The sequence below is a fragment of the Saccharopolyspora hirsuta genome, assembly GCF_008630535.1.
Lineage (GTDB): Bacteria > Actinomycetota > Actinomycetes > Mycobacteriales > Pseudonocardiaceae > Saccharopolyspora > Saccharopolyspora hirsuta.
Genome location: NZ_VWPH01000006.1, coordinates 148,289 through 169,128 on the forward strand (window position 1 = coordinate 148,289; position 20,840 = coordinate 169,128).

At 70.2% G+C, this 20,840-nt stretch carries 11 protein-coding genes; all 11 read left to right on the forward strand.

Features of this window, described 5'->3' with window-relative positions; translation table 11 throughout:
- Window positions 1-162 precede the first annotated feature (162 nt).
- Window positions 163-708, forward strand: coding sequence for a YbaB/EbfC family nucleoid-associated protein (locus F1721_RS14015; RefSeq protein WP_246154851.1), 546 nt, complete (start codon window positions 163-165; stop codon window positions 706-708).
- A 28-nt stretch (window positions 709-736) separates the two neighbouring features.
- Window positions 737-1,045, forward strand: a complete 309-nt coding sequence (locus F1721_RS14020; protein ID WP_150067105.1) for an ESX-1 secretion-associated protein — start codon at window positions 737-739, stop codon at window positions 1,043-1,045.
- A 256-nt stretch (window positions 1,046-1,301) separates the two neighbouring features.
- Window positions 1,302-7,073 carry a hypothetical protein gene (locus tag F1721_RS35330; RefSeq protein ID WP_150067106.1) on the forward strand — a complete coding sequence of 1,924 codons (5,772 nt, stop codon included), beginning with the start codon at window positions 1,302-1,304 and terminating at the stop codon, window positions 7,071-7,073.
- Between the two features lie 6 nt (window positions 7,074-7,079).
- Entirely contained in the window at window positions 7,080-7,337 is a 258-nt protein-coding gene (locus F1721_RS14030; protein ID WP_150067107.1) for a hypothetical protein, read from the forward strand.
- Between the two features lie 93 nt (window positions 7,338-7,430).
- Window positions 7,431-9,476: a type VII secretion system-associated protein gene (locus tag F1721_RS14035; RefSeq protein ID WP_246154859.1), complete on the forward strand. Its 2,046-nt coding sequence runs from the start codon at window positions 7,431-7,433 to the stop codon at window positions 9,474-9,476.
- 193 nt (window positions 9,477-9,669) lie between these two features.
- On the forward strand, window positions 9,670-11,766 hold the full coding sequence (locus F1721_RS14040) for an ADP-ribosylglycohydrolase family protein (protein WP_150067108.1): 2,097 nt from the start codon (window positions 9,670-9,672) through the stop codon (window positions 11,764-11,766).
- Between the two features lie 19 nt (window positions 11,767-11,785).
- A complete protein-coding gene (locus F1721_RS14045; protein ID WP_150067109.1) occupies window positions 11,786-15,634 on the forward strand; it encodes an ADP-ribosylglycohydrolase family protein in 3,849 nt (1,282 codons plus the stop codon).
- Window positions 15,631-17,271: a TNT domain-containing protein gene (locus F1721_RS14050; RefSeq protein ID WP_150067110.1), complete on the forward strand. Its 1,641-nt coding sequence runs from the start codon at window positions 15,631-15,633 to the stop codon at window positions 17,269-17,271. The genes F1721_RS14045 and F1721_RS14050 overlap by 4 nt, the downstream gene beginning before the upstream one ends.
- Window positions 17,272-17,765: 494 nt before the next feature.
- Window positions 17,766-18,140, forward strand: coding sequence for a 30S ribosomal protein S12 (gene rpsL / locus F1721_RS14055; protein WP_093155402.1), 375 nt, complete (start codon window positions 17,766-17,768; stop codon window positions 18,138-18,140).
- Entirely contained in the window at window positions 18,140-18,610 is a 471-nt protein-coding gene (gene rpsG, locus F1721_RS14060) for a 30S ribosomal protein S7 (protein WP_150067111.1), read from the forward strand. The genes rpsL and rpsG overlap by 1 nt, the downstream gene beginning before the upstream one ends.
- A 79-nt stretch (window positions 18,611-18,689) precedes the next feature.
- Complete coding sequence (gene fusA, locus F1721_RS14065; RefSeq protein ID WP_150067112.1) at window positions 18,690-20,792, forward strand: elongation factor G; 2,103 nt, start codon at window positions 18,690-18,692, stop codon at window positions 20,790-20,792.
- The last annotated feature ends 48 nt before the right edge of the window (window positions 20,793-20,840 follow it).

Below are 20,840 nucleotides of genomic sequence, written 5' to 3' on the forward strand. Positions count from 1 at the left end.
GGATCCGCGCCAGCACGGGGGCCGTCCGCGGGGCGAAATGTCCGATAGGTGCCCCGGGGTGATCATCGCTACACGCTTGGTCATCGGTTTCGCCCCTGCGCCCCGCTCGCCGTTGGTACTGTTCTTCGCCGCAGTGCTGGTGGGATTCGTGGCAGGGGACAGGTGACCGAGGGCATCGAGCGGAGCATCGCCGACACCGAGCGGATGGTCCGCGAGTGGCAGGAGCGAGCTGCGGAGAAGGCCGAGAAGTACGGCCAGCTGCAGCAGCAGATCGAGCAGATCGTGGTCACCGAGTCGTCGCGCGACGGCGCGATCCAGGTGACGGTGAACTCGAGCGGGATCCTCCAGTCCCTGGAGCTGACGGAGAGCGCGAGCAGCCGTCCGATGGCCAAGCTCGGCGCCGAGATCATGCGCACGGTCCAGCTGGCGCAGTCGAAGGTCCCCGACCTCGTGCAGCAGGTGGTCGACGACACGGTCGGCATGGACGACTCGGCCGCGGCGCACATGGTGAGCGAGTCCCGCAGGTTCTTCCCGGAGCCGCCGGAGGACGAGGAGGAGCAGTCGCGCACCTCCGGTCTGCGGGAGATGGAGGTTCCGATGGAGGACGACTACGAGCCTCCGCCGAAGCCGCCCCAGCAGCCACCGCGTCGGCGCCCGGTCGAGGACTTCGACGACGACGACTTCGGAAGCGGTTCGTTCCTGCGCTGAGCACATCTGACCTGGGGGAGATCTCGCGATGCCCGACGAGATGAACGTCGTCATCGAGAACCTGCGCACGCACGCGTCCAAAGTGGACGCGGTGGTCGACCAGCTGAACGTCGCGGTCGACGCGTCCCAGCAGGTGAAGATGGACAACGGCGCGTACGGGGTGCTGTGCCAACCCTTCGCGATGCTGATCGACATGGTGGAGCAGAACGGCGTCCAAGCCCTGACCAAGGCGGTCGAGGCCATGCAGCAGGTCGCCCAGGAGGTCCGCGGAGCGGCCGAGGACTACCAGTCCGTCGACGACGAGAACCGCGACCTGATCGGCGGCATCGAAGTATGACCAGCCGATTCCAGCCCAGCCGCAGCTCGGTGAACCGAGCTCTCCCCAACGGCACCCCAAGGGGCCTGGTCCTGCCGAACGGCACCTCAGCCGCTCGAGCCCTACCCAACAGCACCCCGGGCGCCGAGTTCCACCCAACCGCACCTCAGGGGACCGTGACGCAACCCGGCCACGGAAACCTCCGAACCGCAGCCTCCCCCGGAAACGCCACCACCACTGCGAATCGCGGAGAGGCGGTACTGGGAGGCGGGCCAGCATGAGCAACCCGCTGATCGCGCAGCCGGAGAAGTCGGGCGGCGACGGCTTCTTCACCGAAGGCAACGGGTGGACCAGCGGTATCGGCATCATCGACGCGGTCCAGGGGGTCTCCGAGCTCGACGACGGCGCGAACTGGGTCGAGTCCGGCCTGGCGTACGGCGGCGTGGGGCTGGAGATGATGAGCCTCATGACCGACCCGGTCGGCACCCTCGCGTCGTACGGCGTGGGGTGGCTGATCGAGCACGTCCAGCCGCTGCAGGACGCGCTGGACTGGCTCGCCGGTGACCCGGCCGGTGTCGCCGCCTACGGGCAGACCTGGGCGAACGTGTCGGAAGCGGTGGGCGCGGCCGCCACCGCCTACCAGGACGCGGTGGCGGCCGACACCGCGTCGTGGACGGGGCAGGCCGGGGACGCCTACCGCAAGCTGGCCGCGGAGAAGGGCGAGGCCATCGCCGGGGCGGCCAAGCTCTCCGGCACCATCAGCTCCGTCGTGACCACCATGGGCGAGGTCGTCTCGTTCGTCCGGGACTTCGTCCAGCAGCTGGTCACCGACTGCATCTCCCAGCTGATCAGCTACCTGGTCGACGCCTTGACGCCGCCCCTCGCCGGGGCGATCAAGGCGATCCCGAAGGCGATCGCGTTCATCTCCAAGACGGTCAGCCGGATCGCCGAGATCATCTCGAAGCTGATCAAGACGATCAGCAACGTCGCCCCGAAGCTGGCCAAGATGATCGAGGTCTTCGGCCAGGTGATGAAGACCCTCGCCAAACTCGCCGGAGCGGGCGCGCAGGGCATCGCCAAGATCGCCGACAACGTCGACATCGCGGGCAAGGTGTCCGGCAAGATCGCGGACAAGTTCGCCGACAACGCCTGGAAGAAGTTCGACGACGTCTTCGGCACCGACGTCGTGGGCAGGCGCAACGCCAAGCTGGGCTCCCCGGACCTGCCGGACGGCGACTCCGACGACTCGGGGGACAGCCCGCGCACCCGCCCGGACACCGGGCGGGGATCGGACGGCGGCCCGGACTCCGGCTCGACGGGCGGGGACACCGGAACTCCCGGTGACGGCCAGGACTCGGACTCGCTGCGGGGTGGTGACCACGACACCGGTGCGCCCGGCGGCGGGGCGGACACGACTCCAGGGCCGGGCGAGCAGACCCGTTCGTCGTCCTCAGTGGACGGTAGCGGAAACGCCGACGGGACAACGGATTCGCCGCGCTCCGCGATGTCGGACAGCCCGGCTTCCGGGAGCCCGGGCGGAAGCCACCAGGACGGACCGAACCCGGGTGGTTCGCACTCCGACGGTTCGCCCTCCGATCGGCCGCACTCCGACGGCTCGCCTTCGGGTGGGCAGAACCCCGGTGGCACGGCTTCGGACGGCCCGAACCCCGGCGGTTCTCACCAGGGCGGACCGAACCCCGGCGGTTCGCACAGCGGCGGCACGTCGCCGGATGGGCCGAACCCGGGGAGCTCGCACGGCGGCGGACCGGTGTCCGCGAATTCTGACAGCCCGAATCCGGGCGGTTCCCAGAGCGGAGGGCCGAACCCCACCGGTTCGCACTCCGAGAGCGTGAACTCCGGCGGCGGGAACGCTGGCGGTGGCAACCCCGGCGGTGGTCCGAACCCGGGTGGCTCGACGTTCGGTGGCGGGACGGCGAATTCCGGTTCCGTCGGCGGGGGTCCGACTCCGGGCGGCCCCGGAGGCTCGGGTGGCGGGTCCGTTGCGGGATTCGGTGCTCCTGGCGGTCCGGCCGGGCACGGCGGGAACACGCCGAACACCCCGGCCAGCACCTCGTCGGCCAACGTCGACGCCCCATCCCGGTCGCCCGAGATGGGTCCCGCAGCACCAGTCGCCGGACCGCCGCCCGCCCGTTCCGACCAATCGACCGGAGGCGCAGGCGCCGGGCCGGTCGGCGGCGGAGCCGCCGGAGCACCGGCAGGCGGCGGCGCAACCCCGACCGCCGGAGGCGGCGGCCGCACCGGATCCGGCGCCGGGTGGACCGGAACCCCGGGAAGCCCCGGCGCAGCCGGGAGAAGCCCGGAGACCCCGCGCCAGCGGGGATCGGAGGGCCCAGCGGAGCGCCCGGCCGCGCGCGGACCGGCGAAGCCGGACGCGCCGGAGCGGCGCGGGCCGGGTGAGGCCGGACAGCGTCCGGCCCGCCCCGGAGGCCCGGCGCAGCCGGGACACCCGGACAGCCGGTCACGGCCGGAGGCAGGCCCGCGGCCGCAGGCCGCGCCGGGACGGCCCGAAGGGCCGGGACACCCCGGAGGGACGGGGAGGCCGGAGGCCGGACCCGGGCGCCCGGAGGGCCCGGGGAGGCGCGCGGACGCGCCGACCGGGCACCCGGACGGCAGGCAGAACACTCCGCCACCACCGGCAGCTTCGCGCCCTCAGGACGCCCCACCGCGCCCCGGCGCAGCACCGCACCCCGGCGGCGCTCCGCGCCCAGACGCACCAGCGCCGAACCCTCGTGCCGGTCACCCCGATGGCCCGGCACGTCCGAACCCGCAGCACCCGGGCGGCCCTTCGCGCCCCGACGCCCCGGCCCGCTCCGGCCACCCCGACGGCCCGCCGCGCCCGACACCGCGCGCTGACATGCCTGCGGGCCGCCCGGACGGCCCTGCACGCCAGGACCCGTCGCGTCCGGATGCGCGCCCGAACGGCGCTGGTCCGCGTCCGGACGGCCCTACGCGCCAAGACAATCCGTCGCGTCCGGATGCACGCCCCAACGGCTCGGGTCCGCGTCCGGACGGCCCTACGCGCCAAGACGACCCGTCGCGCTCTGACGGCCAGCGCCATCAGCCGCGCCCCGACGACCAGCCCGCTCGCCAGCCACGCCCGGACAGCCCGACTTCCGACCGCTCGATGCGTCCGGACGGCCCGCAGCGGCAGACCCCGGACGCCCCGCACCGCAACAGCGACCCGGACGCGCCGCGCCAGCGCCGCCAGGAGGCCCAGCACGACGGCGTCCGACCCCAGCGAGCGGACGCGCCGCACCAGAACGCCCCCAACCCGCACCAGCCGGGACCACGCCACGCGGGTGCCGACCGCTACGAGCACGGCACCGTGCGCCCCGACTCGTTCTCGAACGTCAGGGGCGACGACGGCAAGTGGGGCCTGGGGCAGCGACCGGGGACGTCCGAGGCGTCCCCCGACCACGACCGGAAACCCGACGCCGCGGACCGGGGAGAGCAGAAGTACTCCACCGCGGAGTCGATGGCCGCCGAGCGCCCGCCGGAGAACCCGTCCGAGCACCGGTGGGACGTCGGCCGCGCAGGCGAGTTCGAGCGGCTCGACGTATCCCCCGAGCTGCGGCAGAAGCTCGCGGGCGACGACGGCTACACCGGCATCCGCAACACCCCGTCCGGCCTGTCGGTGGTGCACTACCCGAAGTCGATGATCGGGGACCGCGCCTACTACGACAGGGTCCCGAAGCCAGCGGTCGACCCGAAGCGCTTCACGGTCGAGGTGCACGGCAGCCCGGACGGCGTGGAGTTCCGCGGCCAGCAGCTCTCCGCCAAGGAACTGGCCGAGATCATCAAGGCAGCCCCCGGCTACGACCCGGGCACCCCGATCCGCCTGCTGTCCTGCAAGACCGGCGCGGACACGCCGGACGGCTCGCCGAACTTCGCCCAGCAGCTCTCCAAGGAGCTGGGCGTCGAGGTCCTGGCGCCGAACAAGGACGCCTGGGTCGACAACTTCGGCAACATGTACGCGAGCGACTCCCGAGCGAAGTTCGAACCGGACGCCGCGGGAACGCCCCAACCGAAGCTCGACGAACCGGGCCAGTGGATCAGCTTCGCCCCCGACGGCACCAAAGCGGTCCACGACAGCCCCTTCCCCCCAGGCCACGAACCAGAATTCACCCGCCACGGAGTCCAAGCCCACAACGCCGAACAACGCGGCATCGGCGACGTCTTCCGGAAGATGCTCGGCCTGGAGAAGAAGCCGGACACGTTCGAAACGGACCCGGTCACGGGCGAAAGGCACCCCGCCCCGCACCAGGCCTACACCCAACACCCGCAGAACGGCCAACCCCCGTTCCAGCAACCCCAGCCGGGCCAATCACCGAACCTCCCGCAGGAGTGGCAGCGACAGCCCCAAGCCCCTGCCCAACAGGGCCAAATGCCCTACCAACAGGGCCAGCAGCCTCCGGCGGTCCAACAGCAGCAAGCGGGCCCGTACCCCCAGCAGCAGCCCTACCCTCAGCAACCCCAAGGCGGCTACCCGCAGCAGCAAGGCGGCTTCCCGCAGCAGCCTCCCCAGAACGGCCCGGGATTCGGCCAGCAACAACCCGGACCGAACCCGCAGGGGATGAGCAACCAGCCGGGTGGCCCGCAGTACCCGCAGGGTGTCGGCAACAACCAGGGCGGCCCGCAGTACCCGCAGGGTGCGGGTAATCAGCCAGGTGGCCCGCAATACCAGCAGGGAGGCGGCTACCCGCAGCCCCAACACCCAGGAGGCATGCACCAGCAAGCCCCGGGCCAACCACAGCCCCCGGTGGCACAGCCTCCACGAGGTCCGCAGCAGTCCGGGCCGACCCCGCCACCTGCGGCTCAGCCCCCACGCGGCCCACAACAACCGCAGGGCATGCCCCAGCAGAGCGGCCGCCCGACCTTCAACGGCCCTGGCCCCCAGGGACCGCACACCCCGGCCCACGGCCCGCACCCGAACGGCCAGCAGGGACCCCGATCCCCGCAAGTCCCGGGACAACCGGCACCGAGGCCGTACGACGTCTCGGGGCCCCGCCAAAACCCGCCAGGCCCAGGCCAACAGGCCCCGCGCCCGAACGTCAGCGGGCCGAACCCCGGTACGCCGTCGTTCCCCCGGAACGACGGTCCGCCGCTCGACGTCTCGGGTCCGCGCAGTGCGCCCGGAGGACAGCGACCAGGTACACCGCTCGACGTCAGCGGCCCACCGTCGAGGGCTGGCCAACAACCTTCGACGGGTACCGAGCCAAACACGTCGCTTCCTGCGGTTCCGTCGCCGACGCCGTCTCCGCACCAGCCGTCTCGTTCGTACGAAGACTTCATGCGGGACAACGGATTCGACCGGGACTCCTTGAGCCTGGACGATTCCCCGTCCGATCAGCGTGCTGCGCAGGACTCCGACGACCGCAATCCGCTCGACGAGTTCGACTTCTTCGGAAACGAGGATTTCCGGGCGACATCCGATGATCATGCAGAATTCCGCGAGCTGGGCAGGGTGCTGGACGAGCGCACTCTGCGGGAGTTCCGGCTGCAGCGGCCGGACCTCGATCACATCACCGATGAAGAGCTTTCGGCGATGTACATCTACACAGGTCCGGACTTCGAGGACTGGAACAAGGCGCTGCGCAGCGGTGACCCTGATGAGGTGCGCAAGTACGAGACCCTGATCAGGAACGCCGTGTCGGGTATGAACAAGTTGCCTGACTGGACCTCGACGCCGGGTGAGCCGCGAGTCTTGCGAGGGATTCAAATTGACGGGAACATGGATGAATTCCTTGACAGGTATGGGGTCGGGAATTCTCTGACTGAGAATTCTTTCACCAGTACCACGAAGGATGACGCGAATGCCCCGGAGGGCGAGCGCGGAGCGGCGATGACTGGAAATGTCCAGTTCGTGATCGACCCGCAAGTGGGCGGTAAGGATATTGAATTTTTGAGACCCTACGGCGGAATGAGGGAAGTCATCTTCCCGCCGGGAACTAGATTTGAAGTGACGCACAGGGAATTTGATAGAGAAACTAATACGTGGATAATTCACATGACTGCCCTGGGAAGGTGATTTTGAGTGGATCACGACGAGCTGGTTCGCAAGTACAGCGTGGACCCCAGCACGTTGTCGCCCGAGATGCGGGCGAAGGTTGAGGCTGCGCGCGAGTCGATCAGGAGGCGCAAGAGGGCCAGCGATCCGGCCGCAGAGGTGAACCCGGCGGACAACTTTCCCATCGGGCTGGACGATAACTTCAACCCGTTCCCGGCTTCGCGGAACTCGGCTGCCAACCGAGGTGCCAGTGACCCAACCGACGGAGACGCGCACGACAAGTAGATTTCCCGGTCAGGACGGCTTTGGCTGATCCGGCCGGTGCTGTGAGCTGGGCCAGGTCGTGGACGACACGTTGAGTCGACGGGGAGGCAGAGGGTGACTGCGCTGGAGCAGGCCATCGAGAGGTATGCGAGCGATCCTTCCGCGATCGACCAGGTGTACCGGGAGTTCCTGGTTGCGAAGATGCTGCTGGTGTCCGCCGGTGACTCGCCGGATCCTGCGCTGATCAAGGTAGACGGGCAGGAGAAGGAGCAGATCTGGGTGTGCACCACCCGGAGCGCCGTGCCGGATTTCGCACCCGGTACGACGGCGGTGAACGGGTATCAGCTGCTGCCGCTACTGGCGGACCGGGACGTGCACGTCGCCACTTCGCCGCAGGTGCAGGCGCAGGACATGATGTTGAGCGGCGAGTTGGCGATCGTTCATTCAGCGCCCGACGTCACTGACGAACTGCGGTCGGAAGCTCAGCAGCGGCCGGGTTCCTGGATTGCCGTGCCCGACCGCATGTACCAGGGCCAATCGCGTGACAAGATCCCCGAGCACGCGTTCGTCGGCGAGTACTGGGTCGATGAGACGGGCACTGTGACGAGCCAGTACCGAATCAACTCGAAGTACCGGCCTTCGCCTCTGACGCTCGGGTTCCCCAAGCCGGTGAGCGCGCTCGAGCACGTACTGCATTTGTACGAGACCGGCTACGTCTCAGCTGACGCCCTTCTGGTCGTCCTCTCGGACAACGATTTCGCCCTGGTGGCGGAAAGTGACGGGGTGGCGTCGATCTTCCCGTTCGGCGGTAAGAAGGTATTGGTCGCGGCATCTGGAGTTGGGTACGTTCCGGATTTTGCGAAGCGGGTCAACAAGGTGAACCTGGCCGCGCTCGAACCCCTTCTGGCCGAAGCGGACTTGGTGATCGACCTCGGTGCGAGGCATCAAACGCAGATCGCCGGTTCAGTGCTTCTGCGGGAACTTGAACGGCGGAGAACAGCTCAGCGGCACGCACCGAACCAGCCACGGGGGGCACGCCCAGATGCGGCCCCAGCTCTGCCAGCGGATCCGATTGACCCGCACGAGCGATTCGTCGGGTCGGTGCTCGCGGGCGCGGTTGGGGATGCGCTGGGATACTCCATCGAGTTCCATGACATCGGGACGATTCGGCAGGAGCACGGGGATGCTGGGCTGACCGCTCCGGTGCTGCGGGATGGCGTTGCGCGGATCTCCGACGACACGCAGATGATGTTGTTCACGCTGGAGGGGCTCATCCGGGCGCACGTCGCCCGGCGGATGAATCCGGTGGACAACGATCCGGTTCCTGAGGTGCAGCACGCTTATCAGCGGTGGTTCCACACGCAGAACCAGCCGTGGCCGCAGGCCGGTGGCCCCTACGCGCAGCGTCTTCAGCAGCCGGATGGATGGTTGATCACGAACCATGGACTGTTCGCCGCGCGCGCACCGGGAAGTACCTGCATGTCGGCGCTGGCGAGGTTCGCGCAGACCCACCAGCACGCAACTCCGCAGCACGCCATCAACGATTCCAAGGGCTGCGGCGGTGTTATGCGCGCTGCACCGGTAGCGGTGTGGTCCGGTGATCCGGCCGAGGTGTTCTACGCCGCGGTCGGCACCGCCGCACTGACGCACAGTCACCCCAGCGGATACCTGTCAGCTGGCGTGCTCGCGGTGATCGTGCACCAGCTCATCCGAGATGTTCCGCTGCCAGAAGCCGTGCGGATCGCGCGGGAGCTGTTGCTGCGGTGGCGCGGGCACGAGGAGCAGCTGCAGATCCTCGACAAGGCCGTCGAACTCGCGAAGAGGGGCCCGGTCAGCCCGGAGGAGCTCAAGGACGCGCTCGGGCAGGGCTGGGTCGGCGAGGAAGCTCTCGCGATCGGCCTGTACGCGGTGCTGGCCACCGACAACCTGCGCGACGCGCTGCTGCTGTCGGTGAACCACTCCGGCGACTCGGACTCGACCGGGATCGTGGCTGGCAACATCGGCGGAGCCCTGTACGGAACTCGCGCTATTCCACAGGAATGGCTGAACACGTTGGAACTCCGCGAGGTCGTCGAGACGCTGGCCAAGGACGCCCTCGCCGAGTTCAGCCCCGGCCCGCCCAGCGACCAGGCGTGGCTGCGCCGGTATCCGGCGTGGTGAGTCGGCGGTTTGCTGAGGTCACGCGGTACTACAACCACCAGGGAATCTGGCTGGAATCCGAGAACCGCGTGGTGCTCACCAGCGAGGGCCCCGCGTTCATGCGCGCGTTGCTGAAGCAGAGCGGCAAGCGCTACTACAGGTTCGTTGACGAGAGCGCGAAGGGCGAGCGAGGAACTGGGACGAGGAGGGCGACATGGCGCAGCCGCAGGGCGTCGAGATGACCGCGCTGGAGCGTGCGATTACGCGGGTCGGTGCTGGGGAGGGGCCTGTTGAAGACGTCTACCGGGAGTTCCTGGTCGCGACGACGTTCTTGATCACCTCACCGGGGTCGTCGCCTGCGTTCTTCCAGATGTCGGATCAGCCGAAGGAGCAGATCTGGGTTTGCACCGATGAAAGCGCAGCACCGGAACTGGGCTTCCCGGGAATGGAGTCGCCTGGCACAACCCCGGTCAACGGCTACCGGTTGCTGCCGCTGCTCCCCGAGCGGAACGTGCGCATCGTCACCCGCGAAGGCCTGATGGACCTGATGATCATCGGGTCGCGGGCGGTGCGGATGTCGGCGCCGGAGATCACGGATCAGGTGCGGGCAGCGGGGCTGAAGAAGCCCGGCTCCTGGCTGGGCGTGCCGGATCGCATGTTTCGCGAGCAGCCGTGGGAAACCGCCCCCGCGCACGGCATCGTCGGCGAGTACTGGGTCGATGAGAACGGGGCTGTCACCGAGCAGTACCGGCCGAACCCCGAGTACCGGCCGTCCCCGCGGACCTTGGAGTTCCCGGAGCCCCGGACCAAGCTCGGGCACTTCCTCCAGCTCTACGTCACCGACCACGTTTCCGAGCAGACCCTGGTGGAGGTGCTCAACGAATCGGTGATCGCCCTCGCGGCGCACGAAGACGGTGTGCCCGCAGCGTTCCCGCTGCGCGGGCGATCGACGCTCGTCGCCGGTTCCGATCCCGAGTACATCCCCGATTTCGCCAAGGGAAAGGTCAAGGCGACTTTTGCCGAGATGACACCGGCCTTCAAGGACGTCGACCTGGTCATCGATCTGGGGACCCGTCATCAGGTCCACTTCTCCGGGCAGCGGCTGATGGAATTGCTGGAATCGCTGGGGCAGGAAAAGTCGAGTGGTGGAGCTGGAAACACGGCCCAGCAGTCTGGGCCAGCGCAGCCAGAACCACCCCAGCAACCTCAACCCGCTCCGCCGCCGGACCCGCAGGAGCGGTTCATGGGTTCCATGCTGGCCGGGGCTGTTGGTGATGCTCTCGGGTACGCCATCGAGTTCCACGACATCGACATGATTCGGCGGAACCACGGCGATTCCGGGCTCACCGAGCCGGTGCTCCGGGACGGCGTCGCGCAGATCTCCGACGACACGCAGATGATGCTGTTCACCCTCGAAGGGCTCATCCGCGCGCACATCGCTCGGCGCATCAAGCCGGTCGACAACGATCCGGTGCCCGAGGTGCAGCACGCCTACCAGCGGTGGTTCCACACCCAGAACCAGCCCTGGCCGCAGGCCGGTGGCCCCTACGCGCAGCACCTGCAGCAGCCCGATGGCTGGCTGATCACCAACCACGCGCTGTTCGCCGCGCGGGCTCCGGGGAGCACGTGCATGTCCGCGCTCGCGCGGTTCGCGCAGACGCACCAGCACGCCACCCCGCAGGCCGCGATCAACGACTCCAAGGGGTGCGGCGGCGTGATGCGGGCCGCGCCGGTCGCGGTGTGGTCGCACGATCCCGCCGAGGTGTTCTACGCCGCGGTCGGCACCGCCGCGCTCACCCACAGCCACCCCAGCGGGTACCTCTCCGCCGGGGTGCTCGCCGTGATCGTGCACCAGCTCATCCGCGACGTTCCCCTTCCGGAGGCCGTGCGGATCGCGCGGGAGCTGCTGCTGCGGTGGCGGGGGCACGAGGAGCAGCTGGCGATCCTGGACAAGGCCGTCGAGCTCGCGCAGCGCGGACCGGTCGCCCCGGAGGTGATCAAGGACACCCTCGGGCAGGGCTGGGTCGGGGAGGAAGCTCTCGCGATCGGGCTCTACGCCGCGCTGGCCACGGATAACCTGCGGGACGCGCTGTTGCTGGCCGTGAACCACTCGGGGGACTCGGACTCCACGGGGATCGTGTGCGGCAACATTGCGGGGGCTTTGCACGGGGCTCGGGCTGTTCCGCCGGAGTGGCTCGCCACCTTGGAGCTGCGGGACGTGATCGAGACGTTGGCCGGGGACGCGCTCGCCGAGTTCAGCCCCGGGCCGCCGACCGATCCGGCCTGGACCCGGCGCTACCCGGCCTGGTGACCACGAGGGAGACATCGCGATGACCGACGCTCGACCGCAGCTGTCGTGGGCGGAACGCTTCCGCGGAGCCATGCTCGGCGGGGCCGTCGGCGACGCGCTCGGCGCCGGCGTGCGGCACGCCAGCGCCGCCGAGATCCACCAGTGGTTCGGCCCGCAGGGCGTGGTCGACTACCTGCACGGGTACGGGCGGCGCGGCGCGGTCACCGACCTCTCGCAGCTCACCGCCTTCACGCTGGAGGCCATGCTGCGGGCGAAGGCGGCCAACCCGGTCAGCAACGGGTGGCTGCCGAAGGAGCTCGTGCTCGCCAACTACCTGCGCTGGCTGCACACGCAGGGCGTGCCGTGGGACCACGCGATGGCCGCCCACCTGGCGGCCGAACCCGCGCCCACCGGCTGGCTGCTCGGCCGTCCCGAGCTGTACTCGACCCGCAACCCAGACGGTTCGGCGATCGCGCTGCTCGGTCGGATGGCCCGGTGGTCGCCGGTCGGCCCCGACGGTCTGGTGCACCCGCCGACCGATGTGGACGGTTCGGCGGAGTACGCGGTCCTGGCCGCGCCCGCCATGGTGTGGTCGAACATGCCTGGGGTCGTCTACTCGACCGCTTCCGCGATCGCGCACATCTTCACCTCCGGTCGCAACGCCGTCGCCGCCGCGGGCTTGCACGCCGACGTGCTGGCGCAGCTGATCCGCGGGGTGCCGCTGTGGGACGCGGTGGCCGCCGCCGACCGCGACCGGCTCGGCACCGCCTTCCAGGGCGAGGTCGCCGCCGACGTCCGGCGGACCGTGCACGCCGCGATGTTCGTCGGGCAGCGGGGCGCGCGTCCCTCCCCGGCGGACGTGGACATCGAGTTCGACACCGACAACAAGCCCGGCGAGCTCGGCATCGCGCTGGCCGCGGTGGGCAGCACCCGGAACTTCGCCGACGCGCTGCGGGTCGCGGTGAACCACTCCAGCGACAGCGCGGTCGCCGGGGCACTGGCCGGGCAGCTGGCCGGTGCGATCCACGGGGTGGGCGGGATTCCCGCGCGCTGGCTGGACGAGCTGGAGCTGCGGGAGATCATCGAGGTCCTCTGCGCCGACGCCACCGAGGCGTTCGCCCCGCCACCGCCGCCGCAGTGGGCCCAGCGCTACGTGCCGAACTCGCGGCCCCGCCCGCGGGAGCTCACCGCGCCGACCACCGTCGAAGGCGCCGCCGAGCAGACCATGATCCTGCCGCCCGTGCAGGACGACGTCGACACGCCGCCGCAGGGCCAGCCGCAGCAGAGCCCCCGCTCGGCGAACATCGGCGCGCCGACGTTCCCGACCGCCCGCGCGGACTTCTCGGCGAGCGATCCGTCGAGCACCGGGCCGATCCCGGTCCCGAACCTGCGCTCCGCCGAGGCTCCGGCGGAGACCACCGCGGTGTTCCCCGCGATCGACGACGCGCCGCAGGTCGGGGCCTTCCCGCCGCCGAACGACGCCCGGAACGCCGACCCCGGGCGCATCGTCGTGCCGTCCGCCGACGACATCGCACCGGAGCCGGAGCCCGCTCCCGAGTCGGCGGAGGTCGGTACCGCTTTGTCGGAGCCGGTGGACGAGGCCGATCCCGGTCAGGTCGTGGAGCCGGAGCTGGACGCCGCTCCCGACGCGGAGCAGGGCCGAGCGGCTGTCGACCGGGAGGTCGCGGAGCACGAGTCGGCGGACGTGCGGATCGCGGTCCCGGATGCCGACGCCGCGCCGGTTGCGGAATCCGCGCCGGTCGATGAGCCGGTTGCCGACCAGGGGGGATTCGGTTCCGAGTCGGCTGATCTCGGGGAGTCCGCGGAGCTGGAGCCGGTCTCCGACGCGGAGCCGGACGAAGCCGCTGTCGACCGGGAGGTCGCCGCGCGGATCGTCCGTGAGTCGGCTGGCCGGCTGGCGATGCCGGACGCGGGCGAAGCTCCGGGGTCGAACGGCGATGCCGCAGCGGAGTCCGGGGACGACCGGGAGATCGCGGAGCGGATCGTTCGCGCGTCGGCGGACATCGGGCGGATCGCCGTGCCCGATGCCGGTGCCGTTGCTGCCGCGTCGAAGCGGGCCGAGCCGGTGGAGCAGGACGAGGCCGCAGACCGGGAGCTCGCCGAGCGGATGGTTCGCGAGTCGGCCGACCGGTTCGCGGCCCCGGACGTCGACGAAGCCCCGGAGTCCGACGATGCCGCCTCGGCGGGGTCCGGAGCGGAACCGGACGAGGCGATTGCCGTTGCCGCCCCGTCGGAGTCGGTTGCTGACTCCGAACCGGTGGACCCCGAGCCCGTCGAGGCGGAGCGCGCGGCCTCCTCGCCGGAGGACGACGCTGCCGCCCCGGTGGAGGCTTCGCAACCATCGGTGGAGCGCGAGCCGGTCGACCTGGAGCCGCCCGCGCGCGCCCCGATCGACCTCGAACCGGAACCCGAGGACGACGAACCGGAGACCCCGGCCGACGAGGTCGAGCCGCAGGAGCGCGACGACGCCGAGCCGACCGAAGTGGACTCCGACGTCGAGCCCGACCAGGACGACGACACCGCGGCTGCGGAAGAGCCGTCGAGCGCCGCTGCTCCGGCGCCGGTCGCGCCGCCGATCGTGCGCGGCGGGCACGCCAAGGCGGACAGCCCCGGGGACAGCGCCCCGTCGCTGACCGAGCGGGTGCTGGGCTGCTTCCTCGGCGGCGCGCTGGGCGACTCGCTCGGCTCCGACCTGGAGTTCATCACCGCCGAGGCGATCTCCGCGCGCTTCGGCCCCGACGGCCCGTCCGGCCTGCGCGAGGCCTACGGCGTGCACGGGGCGATCACCGACGACACCCAGATGACGCTGTTCACCGCCGAGGGCCTGATCCGCGGCAGCATCGCGAACCGGATGCTCGGCAGCGACGACCCGCTGCCCGAGGTGCAGCTGGCCTACCAGCGCTGGCTGCACACGCAGGGCGTGGACTGGGAGGCCGCGGCCGGTGCGTTCCTCGCCGACTACCCGGCGCCCGACGGCTGGCTGATCGAGGTGCCCGGCCTGTTCGCCACCCGCGCGCCCGGCAAGACAGTGTGGCGCGCGCTGGCCCGCTTCGGCGACGGCGGACCGGCCGGTTCGTTCACCGAGCGGATCAACGACTCCAAGGGCTGCGGCGGTGTGATGCGCGCCGCCCCGGCCGCGCTGTGGTCCACCGACCCCGCCGAGGTGTTCCGGCTCGCCGCCCGCACCGCCGCGCTGACGCACAGCCACCCCGCGGGCTACCACTCCGCCGGGGCGCTGGCGGTGATCGTCCAGCAAGCGCTGCTCGGCCGCGGCCTCGACGACGGCGTGTGGCTGGCCCTGCAGGTCCTGGAGACCTGGGAGGACCACGAGGAGACCAGCGCGGCGCTCAAGGCCGCGGTGGACCTGGCCGAGGCGGGCGAGCCGACGCCGGAGCAGGTCGCCGAGCAGCTCGGCGGCGGCTGGGTCGGCGAGGAGGCGCTGGCCATCGCGGTCTGCGCGGCGCTGGTCGGCGAGGACGTCGAGCAGGCGCTGCGGATCGCCGTGCACCACGACGGCGACAGCGACTCGACCGGCGCGATCTGCGGGAACATCGTCGGCGCGCTGCACGGCGTCGCGGCGCTGCCGGTCGACTGGCTGGCCGACCTGGAGCTGCGCGACGTGGTCGAGCAGATCGCGCTGGACTGCGTGGCCGAGTTCGGCCGGGACGCCTTCCAGCCCGCCCAGGCCGCGATCGAACCGCCCACCGGCGAGGACTGGAACGAGCGCTACCCGGTCCGCCCGCACTGGTCCGCGGCGCCCGAGCCGGTCGCCGCCGCGCCGGGGCCGGAGTTCCCGGCGCCCAAGCCCGCGCCGCGGCGGATCAACGGAGTCATGCACGACGAGCTGTCCGAGGGGGAGGACGAATGATCCTGGGGACGCCGATCCCCGGCGCGCACGTTCTGGTCGACGGGACCTGGTGGCCGCTGCGCGAGCTGAGCGAGCAGGGCGCGGTGCTGGAGGGCCGCGACCAGCCCGTCCCGCTCGACCAGCTCGGCGAGGTGCTGCTCGCGCAGCACGAGGACGCCGCACCGGTGCGGCCGCAGTTCCCGGCCCCGGCGCCCTACGGGGAGTTCCCGGACCGGACCGAGCAGCAGCGCGACCTGGAGCGAGCGCTGCGCGAAGCGGTCGTCGCCGGGCTGCCGGACGGCTGGCAGCGGGCGGAGATCACCTGCGCCGCGCTGGGCACCCGGATCGAGATCACCGCCGCGGTCACCACCGACGCCGAGCACCGGTGGATCCCCACCCAGGACGTCGTCGAGGCGCTCCGGCGGCACCGGAACGTCTCCTACCGCCCGGAGACCGGGGCGTGGACCGCGGCGCGCTTCCAGCTCGACCAGGACGGCGCAGACCTGAGCACCGGGCACGACGAGCCGAGCTGGGTCGCCGGTCCCGAGGACGGTCGCGCGCACTACGAGGAGCTGCGCTACTACCCGCGGTCCACCGCGCCGGGCTGGCTGCTGAACCCGGCTTGGGAGCACTACGGCCTCCACCGCGACGCCGGGCGCCCCGAGCCGGTCCGGATGGTCCAGGTCTTCGACGGCCGCGACGCCGACGGCCGCCCGCTGGTGCACCGGCCCGCGCTGACCTCGGTCGAGAAGCGGCTGGTCGCGCACTACCTGCACGGCGGCGAGATCCTGCTGCGCGCGTACAGCAGCGACCCCGACGAGCTGGACCCGCAGCGCCCGCCAGCGGTGCCCAAGCAGTTCCACACCGACGGCACCTGGGTGTGGCCGCTCGCGCTCGCCTACTACCTGGACGAGCACGACATCGCCCCGCCGCGCGAGTTCCTCGACCACATCCGCGGCCGGAACCACCAGCCGACGACGGAGGTCGCCGACCGGTCGGCCGCCGAGGCCAAGGCGCTCGTGCTCGGCGGCGACCCCGACGCGCTGCAGCAGTACGACCCGGCAGAGGCGATCAAGCTGGCTCGCGGCTTCATCAGCGCGATGGGCATGAGCACCCGCTTCTACAGCTTCGAGGAGCCGCTGGAGGGCGGCTGGAGCATGCTGCGCGGTTCGGACGGCTGGTGGGTGGTGTTCTGCGTGGACCAGGGCGAGGTCCGGAACCGCTCGACCTTCCCGGACCCCTACGCCGCCGCGGCCCACCTCATCGGTGCGATGTCGCTCACGCGGACCCGGTTCCTGCGCGAGCCGGACGAGCCGCTGCAGGACTTCGAGTGCCGGTACGAACCGTTCCCCGGCGAGCCGCCGCTGGCCGCCTACGACGACAAGTTCCTGGTGACCCTCCGCGCCGGCGACGAGGTCGACCGGTTCGGCGAGCCGACCGGCAACACGGTCTTCGTGGCCGGGACCACGCTGCCGCAGCGGTCGGTCCCGCCGCAGCAGCAGCCCGGGGAGTACCACCGGTACCGGGTGGTCACCGGCTTCGAGGTGATCTCCGGGGTGGCCAAGCCGGACTTCGGCCAGGTCGGCGGCGGCACCGCCTTCGTGCTGCCGAACGACGTCCGGACCCTGGTCGCCGACGGCTGGCTGGTCGAGGTCTGAGGCGCGTGGCCCGCCCGGCTGTGATCCATCTCGCCCACCGGGACGCCCTTGTCCCGGTGGGTAGAGTGGCCCCGGCACGTAGACGCGAGCTCGCACTCCGAGGTGGCGCAGCGGCAGCGCCGGGTGATCGAGCAGGTCAAGGGGGACCCCGTTTTGACCCTCTGAGAACGGGGCAGGTATCTTTGTTTATCGGACCCGACACCCATCGGGTCGATCCGCATGCCCGTGCATGACGTGGTCCCCGCCTCCGGGCGACCACGCCAGCGCCGAGGATGTGTGGAACTCCTCTCGACAACCCCTCCGGGGTCGTTCCCGTCGGGGCGCATCAGCGCCGCAGAGGCCGAGGAGAGGGCGACACGCCCGACCTCGTGGTGCGGGGGGAGTCCCGAAACACAGTGCCTGACAGGTGCTCGACGCCAGGGCACGCCGAAGCTCGAACGAGCGGCCGCTTGGTCGAGTACCAGAAGACGCGAACGCTGACAGAAAGCCGGTCCATGCCCACCATCCAGCAGCTGGTCCGTAAGGGCCGCCAGGACAAGGTCGCGAAGACCAAGACCGCGGCGCTCAAGGGGAGCCCGCAGCGGCGTGGCGTGTGCACCCGCGTGTACACCACCACCCCGAAGAAGCCCAACTCGGCCCTGCGCAAGGTCGCCCGTGTCAAGCTGAGCAGCGGCATCGAGGTCACGGCCTACATCCCCGGTGAGGGTCACAACCTGCAGGAGCACTCGATCGTGCTCGTTCGTGGCGGCCGTGTGAAGGACCTGCCCGGTGTGCGCTACAAGATCCTCCGCGGTTCCGCTGACACCCAGGGTGTGAAGAACCGCAAGCAGTCTCGCAGCAAGTACGGTGCGAAGAAGGAGAAGAGCTGATGCCCCGCAAGGGTCCGGCCCCGAAGCGGCCGCTGCACGCCGACCCCGTCTACGGGTCGCCGCTGGTCACGCAGCTGGTCAACAAGGTCCTGGTGGACGGCAAGCGTTCGCTGGCCGAGCGGATCGTCTACGCGGCGCTGGAGGGCTGCCGGGAGAAGACCGGCACCGACCCGGTCGTCACGCTCAAGCGCGCCCTGGACAACGTGAAGCCGACCCTGGAGGTCCGCAGCCGCCGCGTCGGTGGTGCCACCTACCAGGTGCCGATCGAGGTGCGTGCCGGTCGTTCGACCACCCTCGCGCTGCGCTGGCTGGTCTCCTACTCGCGGCAGCGCCGTGAGAAGACCATGGTCGAGCGCCTGATGAACGAGCTGCTGGACGCGAGCAACGGTCTCGGCGCGAGCGTCAAGAAGCGCGAAGACACGCACAAGATGGCGGAGTCCAACAAGGCCTTCGCGCACTACCGCTGGTGACGTCGGGTCGGCTCTTGCCCGCCTTGGCGCACCGATTCACAACAGCTTGCACCTGCTGTAGGGAACGGGGAAGAAACTCGTGGCACGCGACGTGCTGACAGACCTGACCAAGGTCCGCAACATCGGCATCATGGCCCACATCGATGCGGGCAAGACCACCACGACCGAGCGGATCCTGTTCTACACCGGGATCACGTACAAGATCGGCGAGGTGCACGACGGCGCCGCGACGATGGACTGGATGGAGGAGGAGCAGAAGCGGGGTATCACCATCACCTCGGCTGCTACCACCACCTTCTGGGGCGACACTCAGATCAACATCATCGACACCCCCGGCCACGTCGACTTCACCGTCGAGGTGGAGCGCTCGCTGCGCGTGCTGGACGGTGCCGTCGCGGTGTTCGACGGCAAGGAAGGTGTCGAGCCGCAGTCCGAGCAGGTCTGGCGCCAGGCGGACAAGTACGAGGTCCCGCGCATCTGCTTCGTCAACAAGATGGACAAGCTGGGTGCGGACTTCTACTACACGGTCCGGACCATCGAGGAGCGCCTCAACGCCCGGCCGCTGGTGCTGCAGCTGCCGATCGGCGCCGAGTCGGACTTCGAGGGCGTCGTCGACCTGGTCCGCATGAAGGCGCTGACCTGGCGCGGTGAGGTCCAGAAGGGCACCGACTACGCCATCGAGGACATCCCGGCCGAGCTCGCCGACAAGGCCGCGGAGTACCGCGAGAAGCTGGTCGAGGCCGTCGCGGAGACCGACGAGGCCCTGATGGAGGCCTACTTCGGCGGCGAGGAGCTGACCGAGGACCAGATCAAGGCCGGCATCCGGAAGCTCACCAACACCCGCGAGGCCTTCCCGGTCCTGTGCGGCACCGCGTTCAAGAACAAGGGCGTGCAGCCCATGCTCGACGCGGTGGTGGACTACCTGCCGTCGCCGCTGGACGTCCCGCCGGTGCAGGGCACCCTGCAGGACGGCGAGACCCCGGCGGAGCGCAAGCCGAGCGTCGACGAGCCGTTCGCCGCGCTGGTCTCCAAGATCGCGGTGCACCCGTTCTTCGGCAAGCTGACCTACGTCCGCGTCTACTCGGGCAAGGTCGCCGCCGGTTCCCAGGTCATCAACTCGACCAAGGGGAAGAAGGAGCGCATCGGGAAGATGTTCCAGATGCACTCCAACAAGGAGAACCCGGTCGAGGAGATCCAGGCGGGCCACATCTACGCGGTGATCGGCCTGAAGGACACCACCACCGGTGACACCCTGTGCGACCCGGCGAACCCGATCGTGCTGGAGTCGATGACCTTCCCGGAGCCGGTCATCGAGGTGGCCATCGAGCCCAAGACGAAGGCCGACCAGGAGAAGCTGTCCACGGCGATCCAGAAGCTCGCCGAGGAAGACCCCACGTTCCAGGTCAAGCTGGACGAGGAGACCGGTCAGACCATCATCAAGGGCATGGGTGAGCTGCACCTCGAGGTCCTGGTCAACCGGATGAAGACCGACTTCAAGGTCGAGGCGAACATCGGTAAGCCGCAGGTGGCCTACCGCGAGACGATTCGCAAGTCGATCGAGAAGTACGAGTACACGCACAAGAAGCAGACCGGTGGTTCCGGTCAGTTCGCGCGCGTGATCATCGCCCTCGACCCGATCGAGCAGGGATCCGACGCCCCGACCTACGAGTTCGAGAACAAGGTCACCGGTGGCCGGGTCCCGCGGGAGTACATCCCGTCGGTCGACCAGGGTGCGCAGGACGCGATGCAGTACGGCGTGCTGGCCGGCTACCCGCTGGTCGGCGTGAAGGTGACCTTGCTCGACGGCCAGTACCACGAGGTCGACTCCTCGGAGATGGCGTTCAAGGTCGCGGGTTCGATGGCGCTCAAGGAAGCCGCCGCGAAGGCTGCCCCGGCGCTGCTCGAACCGATGATGGCGGTCGAGGTGACGACGCCCGAGGACTACATGGGCGACGTCATCGGCGACCTGAACTCCCGCCGTGGCCAGATCCAGGCCATGGAGGAGCGCAGCGGTACCCGCGTCGTCAAGGCCCTCGTGCCGCTGTCGGAGATGTTCGGGTATGTCGGCGACCTGCGGTCCAAGACCCAGGGACGGGCCAACTACTCGATGGTGTTCGACTCCTACGCCGAGGTTCCTTCGAACGTGGCTAAGGAGATCATCGCCAAGGCAACGGGCGAGTGAACCGCTGCTCGGTCCCGGGTCACCGGGGCCGAGCTCGGGCGACGCCTC